A 17,267-nucleotide genomic window follows, 5' to 3' on the forward strand; every position below is an offset into this window, starting at 1 on the left:
GGGGGATTTTTATATCGCTTCTTCTATCACCCACACGCTCACGCTGCCGCCGTTGCAGTAAAAGGTCGCTACGCCATTTGCGTCGGTTGTCACGGTTTCCTGACGATTTCCTAAAAAGTCGCGCCAGGTTTTGTTGCCGTAGTTTTCACCCAGTGTGAGCGTTTTTTCGCCGTCGTCGCCGTTCGACAGCACCACCACACAGCCGGGATCCTCTTCAGTGCCGCTGCGGCTGAAAGCGATACAGTTTGGATGGTCGAAGTAGAGTGTCTGCACGCCGTGGGCGAAACGCTGGCGCGCCAGAATAAGCTGATCGAGCTGATTAATGATCGGCATGTCGATGGGGTAGGTTCCGCCGTCGTTGCCGGTATCTTCGTAATGCGCGCCGTAGAGATCGGGATAAAAAACGGAAGGGACGCCGTTTTCCCGCAGCAGGATCAACGCATAGGCCAGCGGTTTAAACCACGGCTCGACCGGGGCTTCCAGGGCCTGCAACGGCTGGGTATCGTGGTTGGCAACCAGCGTGACGGCATGAAAAGGATCGGCCTCCACCAGCGTACCGGTAAAGATCTGGCTCATATCATAGTCGCTCCCCTGACGGGACGCTTCGTGAAATTTCATTTGCAGCGGGGCGTCAAACAGCATCGTCTTGCCGTCAACCTGATTGATGTAGTTTTGCAGCGTATCAACGTCGTGCGACCAGTATTCCGCCACGATAAACAGCGGCTTCGGCGCGACCTCCTGTACGTGCTCAATCCACTCTTTATAAAACCAGGCCGGAATATGTTTTACCGCGTCCAGCCGGAAACCGTCGCAGTGGGTTTGTTCCATCACCCAGCGCGCCCAATATTTGATCTCCTCGGTCACGGCATGATTGCGGAAGTCGATATTTTCGCCCATCAGATAATCAAAATTGCCCATTTCGTCATCGACCTGGTCGTTCCAGCCGTCGCCGGTATAGTCGTTGACGATTTTGAAAATCCCGTCCTCGGTGGGGTTTTCAATGTGGTCGATACCGCTGAAACATTTAAAGTCCCAGATAAACTGCGAATATTGCCCGGCGCGGGCAGGGAAGGTGTAGCGGGTCCAGCCTTCGCATTCGATGATTTCGTCATCTATTTGCGTGCGGTCGTCTTCATTCACCCGCTGAACGCGAATCGGCTCTTTTTCGTCTGCGCCCATTTTATGGTTTACCACCACGTCGAGCAGAACGGCAATTTCGTTCTTTTGCAGCGCGTCGATGGCCGCCAGCAGCTGCGTCTTGTCGCCATATTTGGTGGCGATCGATCCTTTTTGATCGAACTCGCCGAGATCAAATAAATCGTAACAGTCATAACCGACGGAATAGCCGCCCGATGCGCCTTTATACGCCGGGGGAAGCCAGACCATGTTTATCCCGATATCGTTAAGGCCGTCCGCGCGCGCTGCGACTTCCTGCCAGAGTTTGCCGCCGTCGGGGTAATACCAGTGGAAGAACTGCAAAAGGGTAGGATTTTTCATCTTCCGTGCTCCAGAAATCAAAAGACAACTTCTGGAGTATGGAAGATATTTTTAAACGTGGCGGGAATTATTGCGGCGCGCTGGGGGCGTCCGGCACCAGAAGCATGCCGGAAAGGCGACCGTAAGCATTGTTGAGGGACTGCTGTCGCGTGCTCTGGCCAATCAGGCCGCTCAGCTCATCGAGTCTTTTTTGCAGCAATACCTTGAGGTGCTGTTCGTTATCCAGCGTTTGTTTAATGTATCCGGCAACAATATCCTGAATACTGCGCGTAATGTCCGGTGGAGTTTGCGTTTCAACGACCGTTTCAATACTTTGCAGATAGCTGACTTCCTGTTCCAGTAAAAGGTCCCATTCACCTCGCTGCGCAAGTTCGAGCAGCGACTGGCTTAGCAGCGCAATGCGCTGCCAACGGTTGATAAACTCCACGGCTGAGGTCATTAACGAGACTCCTGGGATGATGCTTTCGGTGAAATCTGTTTCCAGGCATCCGCGATGTTGCCGAGTAACCCTTCCACTTCTTCGATGGCCTGACTGTCATTGCGCAGATTAGCGAGCAGTAAGCGGCGGATCATATAGTCATAGAGATCGGAAAGATTGGCGGCGATGTCGCCACCATTTTCCAGGTCCAGACCAGCCTTCAGCCCGTTATCGATGATATTGATGGCTTTGCTGAGCGCTTCGCCTTTGGCGACAAGGTCGCCTTGCTCGAGAAAAAGACGAGCGCGTACCAGGGCGCTGTTAGCCCCATCAAACAACATTTCTATCAGCTGGTGCGGATTCGCACTCATTACGCCGCTTTCCACGCTAACTTGCGCGTAGGCTTTGGTACCGCTCGCGGTATACATGTTTACCTCGTGTTATCAGGAGCTGCTCATCGCAGTAAATTGCTGGCTCAGGTAGCTGCTGGTGCTATTGAGCTTGCTCATCATGGTGTCCAGTTGCGTAAACTGTGCCTGGTAGCGGGCGATGGTATCGTCGATGCTGTTGCTCACGGCTAAATATTGTTTCGTCAGCTTTTTCAGCGTGGCGTTAATGTTGTCCTGTGCGCTATCGATAATGCCATCATCGGCAAGATAATCTTTTACCTGAGCGGCAATTTTCGTTGTAATGCCTGTTTCTTTGCCGTCGCCGACCAGCAGTTCGCGGGTACCTGCCGTGTTTTCATCCAGCGCTTTCTTGAGCTTGGTTTCATCAATCTTGAGTTTACCGGTCGCGCCATCTGAGGTAATGCCAATCTCATTCAGGGTCTTAAACGCTCCCGTGCTGCCTGCATTGGCGAACTGAGCGCGAATACCCGTCTGGATGGTGCGGACCACACTGTCACCCAACAGGGCTCCGTTGTTTTTATCCTGCTCTTCCGCGCCCGGATCGACTTCCGTATATTTGGTCAGCGTAGAGAAGGTATCCAGCAGCGAGTTGTAGGCGTCTACCCAACCTTTGATCGCCTCTGTTGCTTTGCTGTTGTCTTTGGTCACCGTCAAACGCGCATCGGTTACTTCTTTCGTCAATGTCAGCGTGACGCCCTGCGGCGCATCGGTGATCGTGTTGCTCGGACGCTCAATATCAATACCGTTGACGGTGAGCTGTGCATTCTGAGCGCTTACCAACTGCTTCATTTTTCCGCTGCCGGCGGTGCTGTCATACGCTAATAAATCGTTTAGCTTGCTGTCTCCTTCAACCGAAATGGTCATTTTATTTTCGGTTCCGGAGTCAGCGGTGAGCACCAACTGATAATCGCCTTCTTTCACTTTAACGATGCTGGCAGAAATACCGCTGTCCGCATCATTAATGGCGTCACGAATCCCTTCCAGCGAGGTTTGATCTTTCGAAAGCTTAATTTCCAGCGGCTCTTTGCGTCCGGCCTGCTCAATTTTAATGGTACGGCTTTCGGCAGAAGTATCACCCAGCGCATCTTTTGTTGAACTGATATCAACGGTGGTACTTAAGGACTGCGCCTGCGCCAGTTGTTTCACGGTGACGGTATAAGTGCCTGCGGCAGCGCCGGCCGTGGTTGAAGCTGTTAAATCTTCCGTGCTGCTGGTAATCGTTGTGCTTTTGAAAAGATCGGCGCTGTTCAGCGTGGTATTGGCTGTCTGGAATTTTTCCAGCGCACTTTTCAGCGTGCCATAAGCGGTCAGACGCGCGGTATTGGCACTCTGCTGTTGAGTGATCGGGTTTAAGCGCTTTTTCTCAGCAGTGGTCAGGTTCGTCAGCAATGTGTCCAGCGGTAAGTTTGAGCCTACGCCCAGGGATGTAAACGAAGCCATGCCTTATTCCTTTTGATTGCAAACAGTAGTTACACGCGTTATCGGCAATCCTGAGGCAAAGTTTAATAATAGTTTTCGAAAAATAATGCGCGGAATAATGGCGTATAAAGAGGGTATTTCAGTGGCTAAGAAAAAATCCCGATTCACTAAAAATTTTCTAAAGTTCGAAATTCAGGTGCCGATACAAGGGTTACGGTGAGAAACCGTGGGCAACAGCCCAATAACATCAAGTTGTAATTGATAAGGAAAAGATCATGGCACAAGTCATTAATACAAACAGCCTGTCGCTGTTGACCCAGAATAACCTGAACAAATCTCAGTCTTCCCTGAGCTCCGCGATTGAACGTCTGTCCTCTGGTCTGCGTATCAACAGCGCGAAAGACGACGCAGCGGGTCAGGCGATCGCTAACCGCTTCACCGCGAACATCAAAGGTCTGACCCAGGCGTCCCGTAACGCCAACGACGGTATTTCCGTTGCGCAGACCACCGAAGGCGCGCTGAACGAAATCAACAACAACCTGCAGCGCGTGCGTGAACTGGCCGTGCAGGCAACCAACGGCACAAACTCCGACAGCGACCTGTCTTCCATTCAGGCTGAAATTACCCAGCGCCTGGAAGAAATCGACCGTGTTTCCGATCAGACTCAGTTCAACGGCGTGAAAGTGCTGGCTGAAAATAACGAGATGAAAATTCAGGTTGGTGCTAACGATGGTGAGACCATCACCATTAACCTTGCTAAAATTGATGCGAAAAGCCTTGGTTTAGAAGGTTTTAATATTGATGGTGCTCAGAAAGCAACTGGTAGCGATCTGATCTCTAAATTTAAAGCCACAGGCACTGATAACTATCAGATTAACGGAACGGATAATTATACCGTCAATGTTGATAGCGGCGCGGTGAAAAATGATGCGGGTGACGATGTTTATGTTAGTGCTGCCGATGGTTCGCTGACTACCAAAAGCGATACCAAGGTTGATGGTAAGAGCGCTGATGCCACTGCTCTGGCTGCGCTTGCAAAAGGCTTAGCAGATAATGATACGGTTGTCTATAAAGGTATTGAATTTACTAATAAAAGTGGTACAGCAATCAGTGCAGAAGGTAATGGTACACTGACGGCGAATATTGATGGTGTGGATGTTGAATTCACCATTTCGGGAAGTACAGCCGCTACTGGCACAGATGCCTCAATCGCTACTGACTCTGACGTCTACAAAAATAGCGCAGGCCTGTTTACTACAACAAAAGTAGAGAACAAAGCGGCTAAAGAGTCCGATCTGGATCTAAACAACGCTAAAAAAACCGGCAGCTCTTTGGTTGTAAACGGTGCCAATTATGACGTAAGCGCCGACGGTAAAACTGTTACCGGTGTTGACGGTAAGAGCATGTACCTGAGCAAGTCAGAAGGCGGTAGCCCGATCCTGGTAAACGAAGACGCCGCTAAAACACTGCAATCTACCGATAATCCGTTAGAAACCATCGATAAAGCGCTGGCGAAAGTTGACGCTCTGCGCTCCGATCTGGGTGCTGTACAGAACCGTTTCGATTCTGCGATCACTAACCTGGGTAACACCGTGAACAACCTCTCTTCCGCGCGCAGCCGTATCGAAGACGCTGACTACGCGACCGAAGTGTCCAACATGTCTCGTGCGCAGATCCTGCAGCAGGCGGGCACCTCTGTTCTGGCGCAGGCGAACCAGGTTCCGCAGAACGTTCTGTCTCTGCTGCGTTAATTTACGCGTCCTTCTCAAACCCCGCTACGGCGGGGTTTTTTCTCTCTGGCTGTACCGGTAACCCCTAAATAACCCCTCATTTCACCCATTATTCATCCAATTAAAACCCCTGCAGAAACGGATAATCATGCCGATAACTCATTTAACGCAGGGCTGTTTATCGTGAATTCACTGTATACCGCTGAAGGTGTAATGGATAAACACTCGCTGTGGCAGCGTTATGTACCGCTGGTGCGTCACGAAGCGTTGCGCCTGCAGGTGCGTTTGCCCGCGAGCGTGGAACTGGACGATCTGCTACAGGCGGGCGGCATCGGGTTATTGAATGCAGTTGACCGATATGACGCTCTGCAAGGAACGGCATTTACCACTTACGCAGTGCAGCGTATTCGTGGCGCAATGCTGGATGAACTACGCAGCCGTGACTGGGTGCCGCGTAGCGTCCGGCGTAACGCCCGCGAAGTGGCGCAGGCGATGGGGCAACTGGAGCAGGAATTAGGACGTAACGCGACGGAAACGGAAGTGGCGGAGCGTCTGGGGATCCCTGTCGAAGAATACCGTCAGATGTTGCTTGATACCAATAATAGCCAGCTTTTCTCGTACGACGAATGGCGGGAAGAACATGGCGACAGTATCGAGCTGGTGACTGAAGAGCATCAGCAGGAAAACCCGTTACAGCAGCTCCTCGAGAGCAATTTGCGCCAGCGCGTGATGGATGCCATTGAAGCCCTTCCGGAGCGTGAACAACTGGTGCTGACACTCTATTACCAGGAAGAGCTGAATCTCAAAGAGATTGGCGCGGTTCTGGAAGTCGGGGAGTCGCGGGTGAGCCAGTTGCACAGTCAGGCTATCAAACGGTTACGCACTAAGCTGGGTAAGTTATAGGAGGCGACCATACTGCCTCTGCAAAATGCCGCACAACCTACTGACTACCAGGAGTTCTCATGACGGTGCAGCAATCTAAAAGACGGCCATTAAGCCGCTACCTCAAAGACTTTAAACACAGCCAGACGCATTGCGCCCATTGCCACAAATTACTCGACCGCATCACGCTGGTGCGTAAAGGGCAAATCGTCAATAAAATCGCCATATCCCGACTGGACACGCTGATGGACGAGGCTGCCTGGGAGCAAGAGCGGAAAGAGTGGGTCGCGCTGTGCCGCTTCTGCGGCGATCTGCACTGCAAAGCGCAGAGCGACTTCTTTGACATCATCGGTTTTAAGCAGTTTTTATTTGAACAAACTGAGATGAGCCACGGCACTGTGCGCGAATACGTTGTACGCTTGCGCCGCCTCGGCAATCACCTTAGCGAGCAGAAGATTTCTCATGATCTGCTGCAGGATGGTTTTCTTGATGAAAATCTGGCGCCGTGGCTGCCGGAAACCAGTACCAACAACTACCGCATTGCGCTGCGTAAGTATGAACAGTACAAAGCGCAGGTCCACCCCGGGCAGATGCAGAAATCCTCCTTCAGAGCGACTTCTGATATATATTAAAAATGAATAAGATGTAGCAGAGTGGATTATGGCGTGACGCGTAATCGCTCTACACTACGGTCATTCATAATAACATTCGGGGTAAATATGAAATTAGCACTTCTGGGTCGTCAGGCGCTGATGGGCGTGATGGCTGTTGCACTGGTCGCTGGGATGAGCGCAAAAACGTTTGCGGATGAAGGACTGCTTAAGAAGGTCAAAGATCGCGGAACCCTGCTGGTGGGGCTGGAAGGCACTTATCCGCCGTTCAGCTATCAGGGTGACGACGGTAAATTAACCGGCTTTGAAGTGGAATTTGCCGAAGAGCTGGCGAAACATCTTGGAGTGAAAGCTTCACTGAAACCGACCAAATGGGACGGGATGCTGGCCTCGCTGGATTCAAAACGCATTGACGTGGTGATCAATCAGGTGACCATCTCTGACGAGCGTAAGAAGAAATACGATTTCTCTACCCCGTATACGGTGTCCGGTATTCAGGCGCTGGTGAAAAAGGGCAATGAAGGGGCGATCAAGACCGCGGCCGATCTGAAAGATAAGAAAGTCGGCGTCGGCCTGGGCACCAACTACGAAGAGTGGCTGCGTCAGAACGTACAGGGCGTGGACATCCGCACCTACGATGACGATCCGACCAAATACCAGGATCTGCGCGTAGGGCGTATTGATGCGATCCTCGTCGACCGTCTGGCCGCGCTGGATCTGGTGAAGAAAACCAAAGACTCGCTGGCGGTGACTGGCGAAGCGTTCTCCCGTCAGGAAGCGGGCGTTGCGGTACGTAAAGGCAACGAAGATCTGCTGAAAGCGGTAGACGCTGCTATCGCTGAGATGCAAAAAGACGGTACGCTGAAGGCGCTTTCTGAGAAGTGGTTTGGCGCTGACGTGACGAAATAATCAGCTAAACAGCAAAAAAAGGCGCTTTAATCAGCGCCTTTTTTATTTCATCCGCCTGAACGTGCATAATAAAAAGAACATCACAACAACAAAAAACGGAGGCTTTATGCCACTGCACAACCTGACGCGCTTCCCACGCCTGGAATTTATCGGCGCGCCCACGCCGCTCGAATACCTCCCACGTTTATCTGATCATCTTGGACGCGACATTTTTATAAAGCGGGACGACGTCACGCCAATGGCGATGGGCGGCAATAAGCTGCGTAAACTGGAGTTTCTTGCCGCTGACGCGCTGCGCGAAGGGGCGGATACGCTGATTACCGCTGGCGCCATTCAGTCCAACCATGTGCGTCAGACGGCGGCGGTGGCGGCGAAGCTCGGTCTGCATTGCGTCGCGCTGCTGGAGAACCCGATCGGCACCACGGCGGAAAACTATCTGAGCAACGGCAACCGGCTACTGCTGGATCTGTTCAACGTGCAAATCGAAATGTGCGACGCGTTAACCGATCCGGACGCCCAGCTACAGGAATTCGCCACCCGGCTCGAAGCGCAGGGCTTCCGGCCTTACGTTATCCCGGTGGGCGGTTCAAACGCCCTCGGCGCGTTAGGTTACGTTGAAAGCGCGCTGGAGATCGCCCAGCAATGTGAAGGGGCGGTACGGCTCTCTTCGGTGGTGGTGGCTTCCGGCAGCGCTGGCACTCATGCCGGTCTGGCGGTGGGCCTTGAACAACTGATGCCAGAAGTGGAGCTGATTGGCGTCACGGTATCGCGTAGCGTCGCCGAACAAAAACCAAAGGTGGCGGCGCTGCAGCAGACCCTTGCCAAAACCCTGGAACTGACCGCGTCGGCAGACATTGCGCTGTGGGATGACTATTTTGCGCCCGGTTATGGCATGCCGAATGAAGAGGGGATGGAAGCGGTAAAACTGCTGGCGCGCCTGGAAGGCATTCTTCTCGATCCGGTGTATACCGGGAAAGCGATGGCCGGGCTAATCGACGGCATCAGCCAGAAGCGTTTTAAAGACGAAGGTCCCGTTCTCTTTATTCATACCGGCGGTGCGCCTGCGCTCTTTGCCTACCATCCCCACGTGTAATATCGGATAAGCTCATGCAAGAAAGTATCCAACTGGTTATTGATTCCCTGCCGTATCTGCTTAAAGGCGCGGTGTTCACGCTGCAGTTAAGCATCGGCGGGATGTTTTTCGGCCTGCTGCTGGGATTTATCCTTGCGCTGATGCGCCTGTCGCCGCTGCTGCCGCTTCGCTGGCTGGCGCGGTTTTATATCTCCATTTTTCGCGGTACGCCGCTTATCGCCCAACTGTTTATGATCTACTACGGCCTGCCGCAGTTCGGTATTGAACTGGATCCGATCCCGGCGGCGATGATCGGTCTGTCGCTTAACACCGCAGCCTATGCCGCGGAAACCCTGCGGGCGGCGATCTCGTCCATTGACAAAGGGCAGTGGGAAGCGGCGGCCAGTATTGGCATGACGCCGTGGCAAACGATGCGCCGGGCGATTTTGCCGCAAGCTTCGCGGGTGGCGCTGCCGCCGCTCAGCAACAGCTTTATCAGTCTGGTGAAAGACACCTCGCTGGCGGCGACCATTCAGGTGCCGGAGCTGTTCCGTCAGGCGCAACTGATCACCTCGCGCACGCTGGAAGTGTTCACCATGTATCTGGCGGCCTCGCTTATCTACTGGGTGATGGCGACCGTGCTGTCAACGTTACAGAACTACTTTGAAAATCAACTCAACCGCCAGGAGAGAGAGCCGAAATGAGCGCGATCGAAGTGAAAAACCTGGTCAAAAAGTTTCATGGTCAGACCGTCCTGCACGGTATCGATCTGGAGGTTAAACCCGGCGAAGTGGTCGCCATCATCGGCCCCAGCGGGTCGGGTAAAACCACGCTGTTGCGCAGTATAAACCTGCTTGAACAGCCGGAGGCCGGGACAATCAAAGTGGGCGAGATCACCATTGATACCGCACGCTCGTTGAATCAGCAAAAATCGCTGATTCGCCAGCTACGACAGCATGTCGGCTTCGTGTTTCAGAATTTCAATTTGTTTCCTCACCGGACGGTGCTGGAAAACATTATTGAAGGGCCGGTTATTGTGAAAGGCGAACCTAAAGACGCCGCAACGGCGCTGGCGCGGGAACTGCTGGCGAAGGTGGGCCTCGCTGGCAAAGAGACCAGCTATCCGCGACGTCTCTCCGGCGGTCAGCAGCAGCGTGTGGCCATTGCCCGGGCGCTGGCGATGCGCCCGGAGGTGATCCTGTTTGATGAGCCGACCTCGGCGCTCGATCCTGAACTGGTGGGTGAGGTGCTTAACACCATTCGCCAGCTGGCGCAGGAAAAACGCACAATGGTCATCGTTACCCATGAAATGAGTTTTGCCCGCGACGTGGCGGACCGGGCGATATTTATGGATCAAGGGCGAATAGTAGAGCAAGGGCCGGCGAAATCGTTATTCAGCGAACCGCAGCAGCCGAGAACGCGTCAGTTCCTTGAGAAGTTTCTCCTGCAATAATTCTCCCGCCAGGCACGCAATGATTCACGCCGGTCGGCGCGTGCCATTTTGCATAATTATTTATGGTTATTGCATGACGGGATCCTTATTTCTTTCGCCCTGTTCTGAATAACACTTTACGGTTCAAGTAATTTGCGTTCTGACCGATATTTCATTAATGAAACATGTCATTATGTGTTAGCTTATTTCATACATTAATAATGATTATCAATCACAAGAGCCCAGCGACTGAGTATGCAGGATACCGATTTCTTTACCTGGCGGCGGACGATGCTGTTACGCTTCCAGGAAATGACCCGCGCAGAAGACGTTTACAACGAATTACAGCTTCAGACGCAACGCCTGGAATTTGATTATTACGCGCTGTGTGTCAGACATCCCGTTCCGTTTACCCGGCCCAAAATTACCCTTCATACCACTTACCCGGCGGCGTGGGTTTCGCACTATCAGTCCGAGAACTATTTCGCCATCGATCCGGTGCTCAAGGCGGAGAACTTCATTCAAGGGCATCTGCCGTGGAATGACGCCTTATTCAGTCATGCCCAGACGATGTGGGACGCGGCGCGCGCGCATGGTCTGCGCAAAGGCGTCACACAGTGCTTAATGCTGCCCAACCGGGCGCTGGGTTTCCTCTCGGTTTCTCGTGCAAGCCTGCGCCACACGCCTTTCGACACCGATGAAGTAGAACTTAAGCTACAACTGCTGGTGCGGGAAAGCCTGACGGCGCTGACTCGTCTGGAGGATGACATGGTGATGGCGCCGGAAATGCGCTTTAGCAAGCGGGAAAAAGAGATCCTGAAATGGACCGCAGAAGGCAAAACGTCGGCTGAAATCGCGATGATCCTGTCGATATCGGAGAATACCGTCAACTTTCACCAGAAGAATATGCAGAAGAAATTCAACGCTCCCAATAAAACGCAGATTGCCTGCTATGCCGCCGCGACGGGGCTCATCTGAAACGTTGAGCGTTCTGCGTGTCAGACGATAAACCGGCTGAAAGCTGTGCTCTCAGCCGGTTTTGTTTTACTGGCGGTAAGCTTGTTTAATCTGCTTAACCGTACTGGAAAATACGGCGGCCTGGGTTTCGTCTTCGACCAGCGCGATCTGTTTTTCCATCTTAAGAATCACACGGCCCGCATCGGCCTGGCCCATCGCCTGGAGCATCAGCGTTAACAGCGCCTTCAGGCAGGTGACTTCGGTAGCCAGTTCTTGATTATTTTCGGCAGTGGAAAAATCAGGCGTACTCATTTATTTTCCTCGTTATGTCTCAGTAAAAATGTGCGATGGTAAATGTTGAGGCCGCGGAGTATACCATAAGCCAGGCTAAAAATAGCAGCGGTTGTTTTTTGATCAAAAAAAAGCGGTTGGGGTTAATTTAAACCACAACCTTAGCCGCGTATATTTACGCGCATTATTGTTTATTAGGCGTATTTAACTCGTTAATTATTGTTACAAACTTGCTGTGTAATTAGCATCTTTTTGCGCCGTATCGTTTTCTGTCGCCATTCTGAAACGACTTTCCGAAATAAGACTTGTAACAGATTGTTAGTACATGGAGTTTCCACTCCACGTACACACTAATTTCCAAAAACGAGAGCAAAATCGGTCGCGGAGCGTTTTTTACGTTTCAAAGTTGAGATAAAACCCGCTAATATAGGGATGTTTTATTATCAGTAGCGTTATCCCTATTCTGGAGAAATTCCTTTGATCAACGTTCTTCTTGTTGATGACCACGAACTGGTGCGCGCAGGGATACGACGCATTCTTGAAGATATTAAGGGTATAAAAGTCGTCGGTGAGGCGAACTGCGGTGAGGATGCCGTCAAATGGTGCCGCACAAACACCGTCGACGTCGTGTTGATGGACATGAACATGCCCGGTATTGGCGGTCTGGAAGCCACGCGTAAAATTGCGCGTTCAACGGCTGATATAAAAGTCATCATGTTAACCGTCCATACGGAAAACCCGTTACCTGCGAAAGTGATGCAGGCGGGAGCCGCTGGCTATCTCAGCAAAGGCGCGGCGCCGCAGGAAGTGGTTAATGCAATTCGTTCGGTGTACACCGGTCAACGCTACATTGCTTCAGACATTGCCCAGCAGATGGCGTTGAGTCAGATTGAGCCGGAAAAAACGGAAACGCCCTTTGCCAGTTTGTCTGAACGGGAATTGCAGATTATGCTGATGATCACCAAAGGTCAGAAGGTTAATGAGATTTCAGAGCAACTGAATCTCAGTCCTAAAACGGTGAACAGCTATCGCTATCGTATGTTCAGTAAATTAAACATTCATGGTGATGTCGAGCTGACTCACCTGGCAATTCGCCATGGCCTGTGTAATGCGGAGACGTTAACAAGCCAGTGAGTGTTCAGTTTGATTCAAAAGCATTTTTAAAAACCGTCACCAGCCAGCCCGGCGTGTACCGGATGTATGATGCTGGTGGTACGGTAATTTATGTGGGAAAAGCGAAAGACCTGAAAAAACGGCTTTCCAGCTATTTCCGCAGCAATCTGGCGTCGCGTAAAACGGAAGCGCTGGTGGCGCTTATCCAGCAAATAGACGTGACGGTGACCCACACCGAAACGGAAGCGCTGCTGCTTGAGCACAACTACATCAAGCTTTATCAGCCGCGTTACAACGTACTGCTGCGCGACGACAAATCCTATCCCTTTATTTTCCTCAGCGGCGACACGCATCCCCGACTGGCGATGCACCGTGGCGCCAAACACGCCAAAGGCGAGTATTTTGGACCTTTCCCGAATGGCTATGCGGTACGTGAAACGCTGGCGCTGCTGCAGAAAATCTTTCCGATTCGTCAGTGTGAAAACAGCGTATACCGCAACCGCTCCCGTCCCTGTCTGCAGTATCAGATTGGTCGCTGCCTCGGCCCCTGCGTCGAAGGGCTGGTGAGTGAAGAAGAATATGCGCAACAGGTGGAGTACGTGCGCCTGTTTTTATCCGGCAAAGACGATCAGGTGCTGACGCAATTGATCGCACGGATGGAAAAAGCCAGCGAGAATCTTGCCTTTGAAGAAGCCGCGCGCATTCGCGATCAGATTCAGGCCGTGCGCCGCGTGACGGAAAAACAGTTCGTCTCGAATACCGGGGACGATCTTGACGTCATCGGCGTGGCGTTCGACGCCGGTATGGCTTGTGTGCATGTGCTTTTCATCCGGCAAGGAAAAGTGCTGGGTAGCCGCAGTTATTTCCCGAAAGTCCCTGGCGGTACGGAACTGGGCGAAGTCGTGGAAACCTTCGTCGGCCAGTTCTATTTACAGGGTAGTCAGATGCGTACCTTGCCGGGCGAGATCCTGCTTGATTTTAACCTTAGCGATAAAACGCTGTTGGCCGACTCGCTATCTGAACTGGCGGGGCGTCGTATTCATGTACAGACGCGCCCCCGAGGCGATCGCGCGCGCTACCTCAAGCTGGCGCGCACAAATGCCGCGACCGCGTTGACCACCCGGTTGTCTCAGCAGTCGACCATTAACCAGCGTCTGACCGCGCTGGCGACGGTGCTGAACCTTCCAGCCATCAAGCGCATGGAGTGTTTCGACATCAGTCATACGATGGGCGAGCAGACGGTGGCCTCCTGCGTGGTGTTCGATGCCAACGGGCCGCTGCGCGCGGAGTATCGCCGTTACAACATTACCGGTATCACGCCGGGTGATGATTATGCGGCGATGAATCAGGTGTTACGCCGCCGCTACGGGAAGGCTATCGAAGAGAGTAAGATTCCGGACGTGATCCTGATCGATGGCGGCAAAGGACAACTGGGCCAGGCGAAAGCGGTTTTTGCCGGGCTGGACGTGACCTGGGATAAAAATCACCCGCTGCTGCTGGGCGTGGCGAAAGGCGCTGACCGTAAAGCCGGACTGGAAACCCTTTTCTTTGAGCCGGAAGGCGAGGGCTTTAGCCTGCCGCCGGACTCGCCAGCGCTGCATGTGATCCAGCATATTCGCGACGAATCGCACGATCATGCCATCGGCGGACACCGTAAAAAACGGGCGAAGGTGAAAAATACCAGCACGCTGGAGACGATTGAAGGCGTGGGGCCAAAACGTCGCCAGGTTTTGTTGAAATATATGGGCGGTTTGCAAGGATTACGTAATGCCAGCGTAGAAGAAATTGCAAAAGTGCCGGGTATTTCGCAAGGTCTGGCAGAAAAGATCTTCTGGTCGTTGAAACATTGAGGTCTCTGTAGCAACATAGGGGTAATTTCTCTGACAACAGATAGTTACCCGTCACTATGCAATTTAATATCCCAACGTTGCTAACGCTGTTCCGTGTCATCCTCATTCCATTCTTTGTCGTGGTGTTTTATCTGCCGTTTAGCTGGTCGCCCTTCGTGGCGGCGCTGATCTTTGTGGTGGCTGCCGTCACCGACTGGTTTGACGGCTTCCTGGCGCGCCGCTGGAACCAGAGCACCCGGTTTGGCGCTTTTCTCGACCCGGTGGCGGATAAAGTGCTGGTTGCCATCGCGATGGTGCTGGTGACCGAACACTATCACAGCTGGTGGGTGACGCTGCCTGCGGCAATCATGATCGCGCGCGAAATTATTATTTCTGCGCTGCGTGAATGGATGGCGGAACTGGGTAAACGCAGTAGCGTGGCGGTTTCATGGATTGGTAAAGTTAAAACCACCTCGCAAATGGCGGCCCTGGCGTGGCTGCTGTGGCGACCCAATATTTGGGTCGAGTATGCGGGCATTGCGCTGTTTTTCGTCGCGGCAGTCCTGACGTTGTGGTCAATGTTTCAGTATCTGAACGCTGCGCGCGGGGATTTGCTTGATCAGTGATCGTTTCGCCGCAAATTTCAGCAAACGAGCGGAAGTGGCGAAAAATATCGTTGACTCATTGCGTCAGGTAAGTAGAATGCAACGCATCGAACGGCAGCACGGTTTGCCAGACGATAGCAAAATCAAGTGATTAACAACGTACTTGATTATGCGGGAATAGCTCAGTTGGTAGAGCACGACCTTGCCAAGGTCGGGGTCGCGAGTTCGAGTCTCGTTTCCCGCTCCAGATTAACGGCACCGGCGATAGCGGGTGCGGGTCGAAAGACAAAGAATTAAGGCGCGTTAGCAAAGCGGTTATGTAGCGGATTGCAAATCCGTCTAGTCCGGTTCGACTCCGGAACGCGCCTCCACTTTTTCCCGAGCCCGGATGGTGGAATCGGTAGACACAAGGGATTTAAAATCCCTCGGCGTTCGCGCTGTGCGGGTTCAAGTCCCGCTCCGGGTACCATGGGAACAGAAGAATAATCAAAGCAATAAGCAGTGTCGTGAAACCGCCCTTCAGGCGGTTTTTTTATTTCTACGGCATGGCTGACACGTGCTGAACATTTCCTCCTGCGTAGAAATAACGTCTCATAGTGTATTCCGCCTGATTATGACGGAACACAAGATTACGGCAACATTATCCTTTTCGTTTCAGTAAACCGTATGGACAGATAGCAATCACGCACAGATGAGCTAAATGACAATATTTAGGATGATTTCCATCATTGCCTGGGCATAAGCTATTTGTTTTCATCGCATTCCATAATTCTTTATTGTAGCGTGTCACATTATAGACGGTAATGGGATAGGGTTTGTGGTCTATTAATACACCGTCCTGAAACGGCTCAATAATGCTGCCGCTGGATAAAAATATATCTGCCTGATACCAGATCGTTAATTTTAAATTTTTCAGACTACAAATGCATGAGAAACACATACCCGTTGTCGGGCTGACAACGGTGTCAATGACAGTCCATTCCATACTCACCTTCACGTCAATATTAAATACATTTTTTAAGGCCAGATTTAGCCTAGTAGAAAATGCAAGTGACGCATAACTTATTGAAAATGATCAACTTTTTAATTGACCTACTGAAGGTGTTGTTTTTTAATAAATTATTAAGTTTGTATGATGTTTTTATTTACATTATATTACATTTTAGTCTTATAGATGCATTGCTATTATTGATCGTGAGCAATTGTTATACATTTCAATTATTAAAAAATGCTAATGCATACTGCCTGACTGCAATGCTTACGGATTATTCTTCACTCCCGCGCGGAACGTGACAGATTACGCCAGTAAATTGTGTCAGAAGCGTTTTCTTTTCTTGCGCGCGCAGGGTGTATCCGCCGCTCCTTTCAACCTGTAAGATAACCACAGTTAAGCATTCAACGAGGACAAGCATGATGAAAACGGGACCGTTAAACGAAAGCGAACTGGAGTGGCTGGACGATGTATTGACCCAATACAACACCGATCATGCCATACTGGACGTCGCAGAGCTGGATGGGCTGATCACCGCTGTTCTCAGTTCGCCGCGCGAAATTGAGCCAGATGAGTGGCTGGTTGCCGTGTGGGGCGGTGCGCAATATGTGCCGCGCTGGTCTTCAGAAAAAGAGATGACGCGTTTTATGAATCTCGCTTTCCAGCACATGGCGGATACCGCTGACCGACTCAATGCGTTTCCAGAGCAGTTCGAGCCGCTGTTTGGCCTGCGGGAAGTCGATGGCCATGAGCTCACCATCGTAGAAGAATGGTGCTTCGGTTATATGCGGGGCGTGGCGCTGTCTGACTGGTCAGCGTTGCCTGACACGCTGAAACCGGCTCTGGATGCCATTGCGCTTCACGGTACGGAAGAGAATTTCAGCAAAGTCGAGAAACTTAGCCCGGAAGCGTTTGAAAAGAGTGTCGATGCCATTCGCCTTGCGGCGCTGGATCTTCATGCTTACTGGATGGCGCATCCGCAGGAAACGCCGGTGCAGGTGCCGGTGAAAGCAGAGGTGAAACCAGGACGTAACGATCCGTGTCCGTGCGGCAGCGGCAAAAAATATAAGCAGTGCTGCCTGCATTAAAATTTACGGCCTG

General features: G+C 51.9%; 19 protein-coding genes and 3 tRNA genes. 15 read left to right on the forward strand and 7 right to left on the reverse strand.

What is annotated here, in order from left to right:
- Positions 1–9: 9 nt before the first annotated feature.
- The 4 genes from amyA to fliD all read right to left on the reverse strand — a co-directional run bounded on the left by amyA (position 10) and on the right by fliD (position 3,765).
- Positions 10–1,497, reverse strand: coding sequence for an alpha-amylase (gene amyA / locus OGY07_RS04975; protein ID WP_199956769.1), 1,488 nt, complete (start codon positions 1,495–1,497; stop codon positions 10–12).
- A 67-nt stretch (positions 1,498–1,564) separates the two neighbouring features.
- Positions 1,565–1,936: a flagella biosynthesis regulatory protein FliT gene (gene fliT, locus OGY07_RS04980; protein WP_042284024.1), complete on the reverse strand. Its 372-nt coding sequence runs from the start codon at positions 1,934–1,936 to the stop codon at positions 1,565–1,567.
- Positions 1,936–2,343 carry a flagellar export chaperone FliS gene (gene fliS, locus OGY07_RS04985; RefSeq protein WP_181823006.1) on the reverse strand — a complete coding sequence of 136 codons (408 nt, stop codon included), beginning with the start codon at positions 2,341–2,343 and terminating at the stop codon, positions 1,936–1,938. Before fliS ends, fliT begins: the two co-directional genes overlap by 1 nt.
- A gap of 15 nt (positions 2,344–2,358) precedes the next feature.
- Positions 2,359–3,765 (reverse strand): flagellar filament capping protein FliD, encoded by a 1,407-nt coding sequence (gene fliD, locus OGY07_RS04990; RefSeq protein ID WP_181823007.1) that lies wholly within the window; start codon positions 3,763–3,765, stop codon positions 2,359–2,361.
- Between the two features lie 254 nt (positions 3,766–4,019).
- On the opposite strand from fliD, the gene OGY07_RS04995 reads away from it, so the two are divergent.
- The 8 genes from OGY07_RS04995 to sdiA all read left to right on the forward strand — a co-directional run bounded on the left by OGY07_RS04995 (position 4,020) and on the right by sdiA (position 11,358).
- A complete protein-coding gene (locus OGY07_RS04995; RefSeq protein WP_286599066.1) occupies positions 4,020–5,495 on the forward strand; it encodes a flagellin N-terminal helical domain-containing protein in 1,476 nt (491 codons plus the stop codon).
- 162 nt (positions 5,496–5,657) lie between these two features.
- Entirely contained in the window at positions 5,658–6,377 is a 720-nt protein-coding gene (gene fliA / locus OGY07_RS05000; RefSeq protein WP_012906204.1) for an RNA polymerase sigma factor FliA, read from the forward strand.
- A gap of 59 nt (positions 6,378–6,436) precedes the next feature.
- A complete protein-coding gene (gene fliZ / locus OGY07_RS05005) occupies positions 6,437–6,988 on the forward strand; it encodes a flagella biosynthesis regulatory protein FliZ (protein ID WP_060571414.1) in 552 nt (183 codons plus the stop codon).
- An 87-nt stretch (positions 6,989–7,075) separates the two neighbouring features.
- Positions 7,076–7,876 carry a cystine ABC transporter substrate-binding protein gene (gene tcyJ / locus OGY07_RS05010; protein WP_060571412.1) on the forward strand — a complete coding sequence of 267 codons (801 nt, stop codon included), beginning with the start codon at positions 7,076–7,078 and terminating at the stop codon, positions 7,874–7,876.
- A 106-nt stretch (positions 7,877–7,982) separates the two neighbouring features.
- Complete coding sequence (gene dcyD, locus OGY07_RS05015; RefSeq protein WP_060571410.1) at positions 7,983–8,969, forward strand: D-cysteine desulfhydrase; 987 nt, start codon at positions 7,983–7,985, stop codon at positions 8,967–8,969.
- 14 nt (positions 8,970–8,983) lie between these two features.
- The gene (gene tcyL, locus OGY07_RS05020) at positions 8,984–9,652 is read left to right on the forward strand and encodes a cystine ABC transporter permease (RefSeq protein WP_042284001.1); all 669 of its coding nucleotides are present in this window, start codon (positions 8,984–8,986) and stop codon (positions 9,650–9,652) included.
- Positions 9,649–10,401 carry an L-cystine ABC transporter ATP-binding protein TcyN gene (gene tcyN, locus OGY07_RS05025; protein WP_060571408.1) on the forward strand — a complete coding sequence of 251 codons (753 nt, stop codon included), beginning with the start codon at positions 9,649–9,651 and terminating at the stop codon, positions 10,399–10,401. The genes tcyL and tcyN overlap by 4 nt, the downstream gene beginning before the upstream one ends.
- A gap of 234 nt (positions 10,402–10,635) precedes the next feature.
- Entirely contained in the window at positions 10,636–11,358 is a 723-nt protein-coding gene (sdiA, locus tag OGY07_RS05030) for a quorum-sensing transcriptional regulator SdiA (RefSeq protein WP_042283995.1), read from the forward strand.
- A 66-nt stretch (positions 11,359–11,424) separates the two neighbouring features.
- Here the strand turns inward: sdiA and OGY07_RS05035 are convergent, their stop codons facing one another.
- Both OGY07_RS05035 and OGY07_RS23440 read right to left on the reverse strand, forming a co-directional pair.
- On the reverse strand, positions 11,425–11,649 hold the full coding sequence (locus OGY07_RS05035; RefSeq protein WP_042283992.1) for a DUF2594 family protein: 225 nt from the start codon (positions 11,647–11,649) through the stop codon (positions 11,425–11,427).
- Positions 11,650–11,668: 19 nt separating this feature from the next.
- On the reverse strand, positions 11,669–11,716 hold the full coding sequence (locus OGY07_RS23440; RefSeq protein WP_420246181.1) for a hypothetical protein: 48 nt from the start codon (positions 11,714–11,716) through the stop codon (positions 11,669–11,671).
- Between the two features lie 389 nt (positions 11,717–12,105).
- On the opposite strand from OGY07_RS23440, the gene uvrY reads away from it, so the two are divergent.
- The 6 genes from uvrY to OGY07_RS05070 all read left to right on the forward strand — a co-directional run bounded on the left by uvrY (position 12,106) and on the right by OGY07_RS05070 (position 15,644).
- Positions 12,106–12,762 (forward strand): UvrY/SirA/GacA family response regulator transcription factor, encoded by a 657-nt coding sequence (uvrY, locus tag OGY07_RS05045; protein WP_042283990.1) that lies wholly within the window; start codon positions 12,106–12,108, stop codon positions 12,760–12,762.
- The gene (gene uvrC / locus OGY07_RS05050; protein WP_042283987.1) at positions 12,759–14,591 is read left to right on the forward strand and encodes an excinuclease ABC subunit UvrC; all 1,833 of its coding nucleotides are present in this window, start codon (positions 12,759–12,761) and stop codon (positions 14,589–14,591) included. The genes uvrY and uvrC overlap by 4 nt, the downstream gene beginning before the upstream one ends.
- Before the next feature lie 56 nt (positions 14,592–14,647).
- A complete protein-coding gene (gene pgsA, locus OGY07_RS05055) occupies positions 14,648–15,196 on the forward strand; it encodes a CDP-diacylglycerol--glycerol-3-phosphate 3-phosphatidyltransferase (protein WP_042283985.1) in 549 nt (182 codons plus the stop codon).
- A gap of 150 nt (positions 15,197–15,346) precedes the next feature.
- A tRNA-Gly gene (locus OGY07_RS05060) sits at positions 15,347–15,422 on the forward strand.
- A gap of 50 nt (positions 15,423–15,472) precedes the next feature.
- A tRNA-Cys gene (locus OGY07_RS05065) sits at positions 15,473–15,546 on the forward strand.
- 11 nt (positions 15,547–15,557) lie between these two features.
- Positions 15,558–15,644: transfer RNA gene (locus OGY07_RS05070), tRNA-Leu, on the forward strand.
- A gap of 171 nt (positions 15,645–15,815) precedes the next feature.
- Here the strand turns inward: OGY07_RS05070 and OGY07_RS05075 are convergent.
- Positions 15,816–16,160 carry an anti-adapter protein IraM gene (locus tag OGY07_RS05075; RefSeq protein ID WP_286599077.1) on the reverse strand — a complete coding sequence of 115 codons (345 nt, stop codon included), beginning with the start codon at positions 16,158–16,160 and terminating at the stop codon, positions 15,816–15,818.
- A gap of 428 nt (positions 16,161–16,588) precedes the next feature.
- On the opposite strand from OGY07_RS05075, the gene OGY07_RS05080 reads away from it, so the two are divergent.
- A complete protein-coding gene (locus tag OGY07_RS05080; RefSeq protein ID WP_286599529.1) occupies positions 16,589–17,254 on the forward strand; it encodes a YecA/YgfB family protein in 666 nt (221 codons plus the stop codon).
- The last annotated feature ends 13 nt before the right edge of the window (positions 17,255–17,267 follow it).

The sequence above is a fragment of the Citrobacter sp. Cs237 genome, from assembly GCF_030332325.1.
GTDB lineage: Bacteria > Pseudomonadota > Gammaproteobacteria > Enterobacterales > Enterobacteriaceae > Citrobacter_A > Citrobacter_A sedlakii.

Coding starts and splice junctions, on each gene's coding strand:
- amyA (WP_199956769.1), bottom strand. CDS start 1,497: ATGAAAAATCCTACCCTTTTGCAGTTCTTCCACTGGTATTACCCCGAC.
- fliT (WP_042284024.1), bottom strand. CDS start 1,936: ATGACCTCAGCCGTGGAGTTTATCAACCGTTGGCAGCGCATTGCGCTG.
- fliS (WP_181823006.1), bottom strand. CDS start 2,343: ATGTATACCGCGAGCGGTACCAAAGCCTACGCGCAAGTTAGCGTGGAA.
- fliD (WP_181823007.1), bottom strand. CDS start 3,765: ATGGCTTCGTTTACATCCCTGGGCGTAGGCTCAAACTTACCGCTGGAC.
- OGY07_RS04995 (WP_286599066.1), top strand. CDS start 4,020: ATGGCACAAGTCATTAATACAAACAGCCTGTCGCTGTTGACCCAGAAT.
- fliZ (WP_060571414.1), top strand. CDS start 6,437: ATGACGGTGCAGCAATCTAAAAGACGGCCATTAAGCCGCTACCTCAAA.
- tcyJ (WP_060571412.1), top strand. CDS start 7,076: ATGAAATTAGCACTTCTGGGTCGTCAGGCGCTGATGGGCGTGATGGCT.
- dcyD (WP_060571410.1), top strand. CDS start 7,983: ATGCCACTGCACAACCTGACGCGCTTCCCACGCCTGGAATTTATCGGC.
- tcyL (WP_042284001.1), top strand. CDS start 8,984: ATGCAAGAAAGTATCCAACTGGTTATTGATTCCCTGCCGTATCTGCTT.
- tcyN (WP_060571408.1), top strand. CDS start 9,649: ATGAGCGCGATCGAAGTGAAAAACCTGGTCAAAAAGTTTCATGGTCAG.
- sdiA (WP_042283995.1), top strand. CDS start 10,636: ATGCAGGATACCGATTTCTTTACCTGGCGGCGGACGATGCTGTTACGC.
- OGY07_RS05035 (WP_042283992.1), bottom strand. CDS start 11,649: ATGAGTACGCCTGATTTTTCCACTGCCGAAAATAATCAAGAACTGGCT.
- pgsA (WP_042283985.1), top strand. CDS start 14,648: ATGCAATTTAATATCCCAACGTTGCTAACGCTGTTCCGTGTCATCCTC.
- OGY07_RS05075 (WP_286599077.1), bottom strand. CDS start 16,160: ATGGAATGGACTGTCATTGACACCGTTGTCAGCCCGACAACGGGTATG.
- OGY07_RS05080 (WP_286599529.1), top strand. CDS start 16,589: ATGAAAACGGGACCGTTAAACGAAAGCGAACTGGAGTGGCTGGACGAT.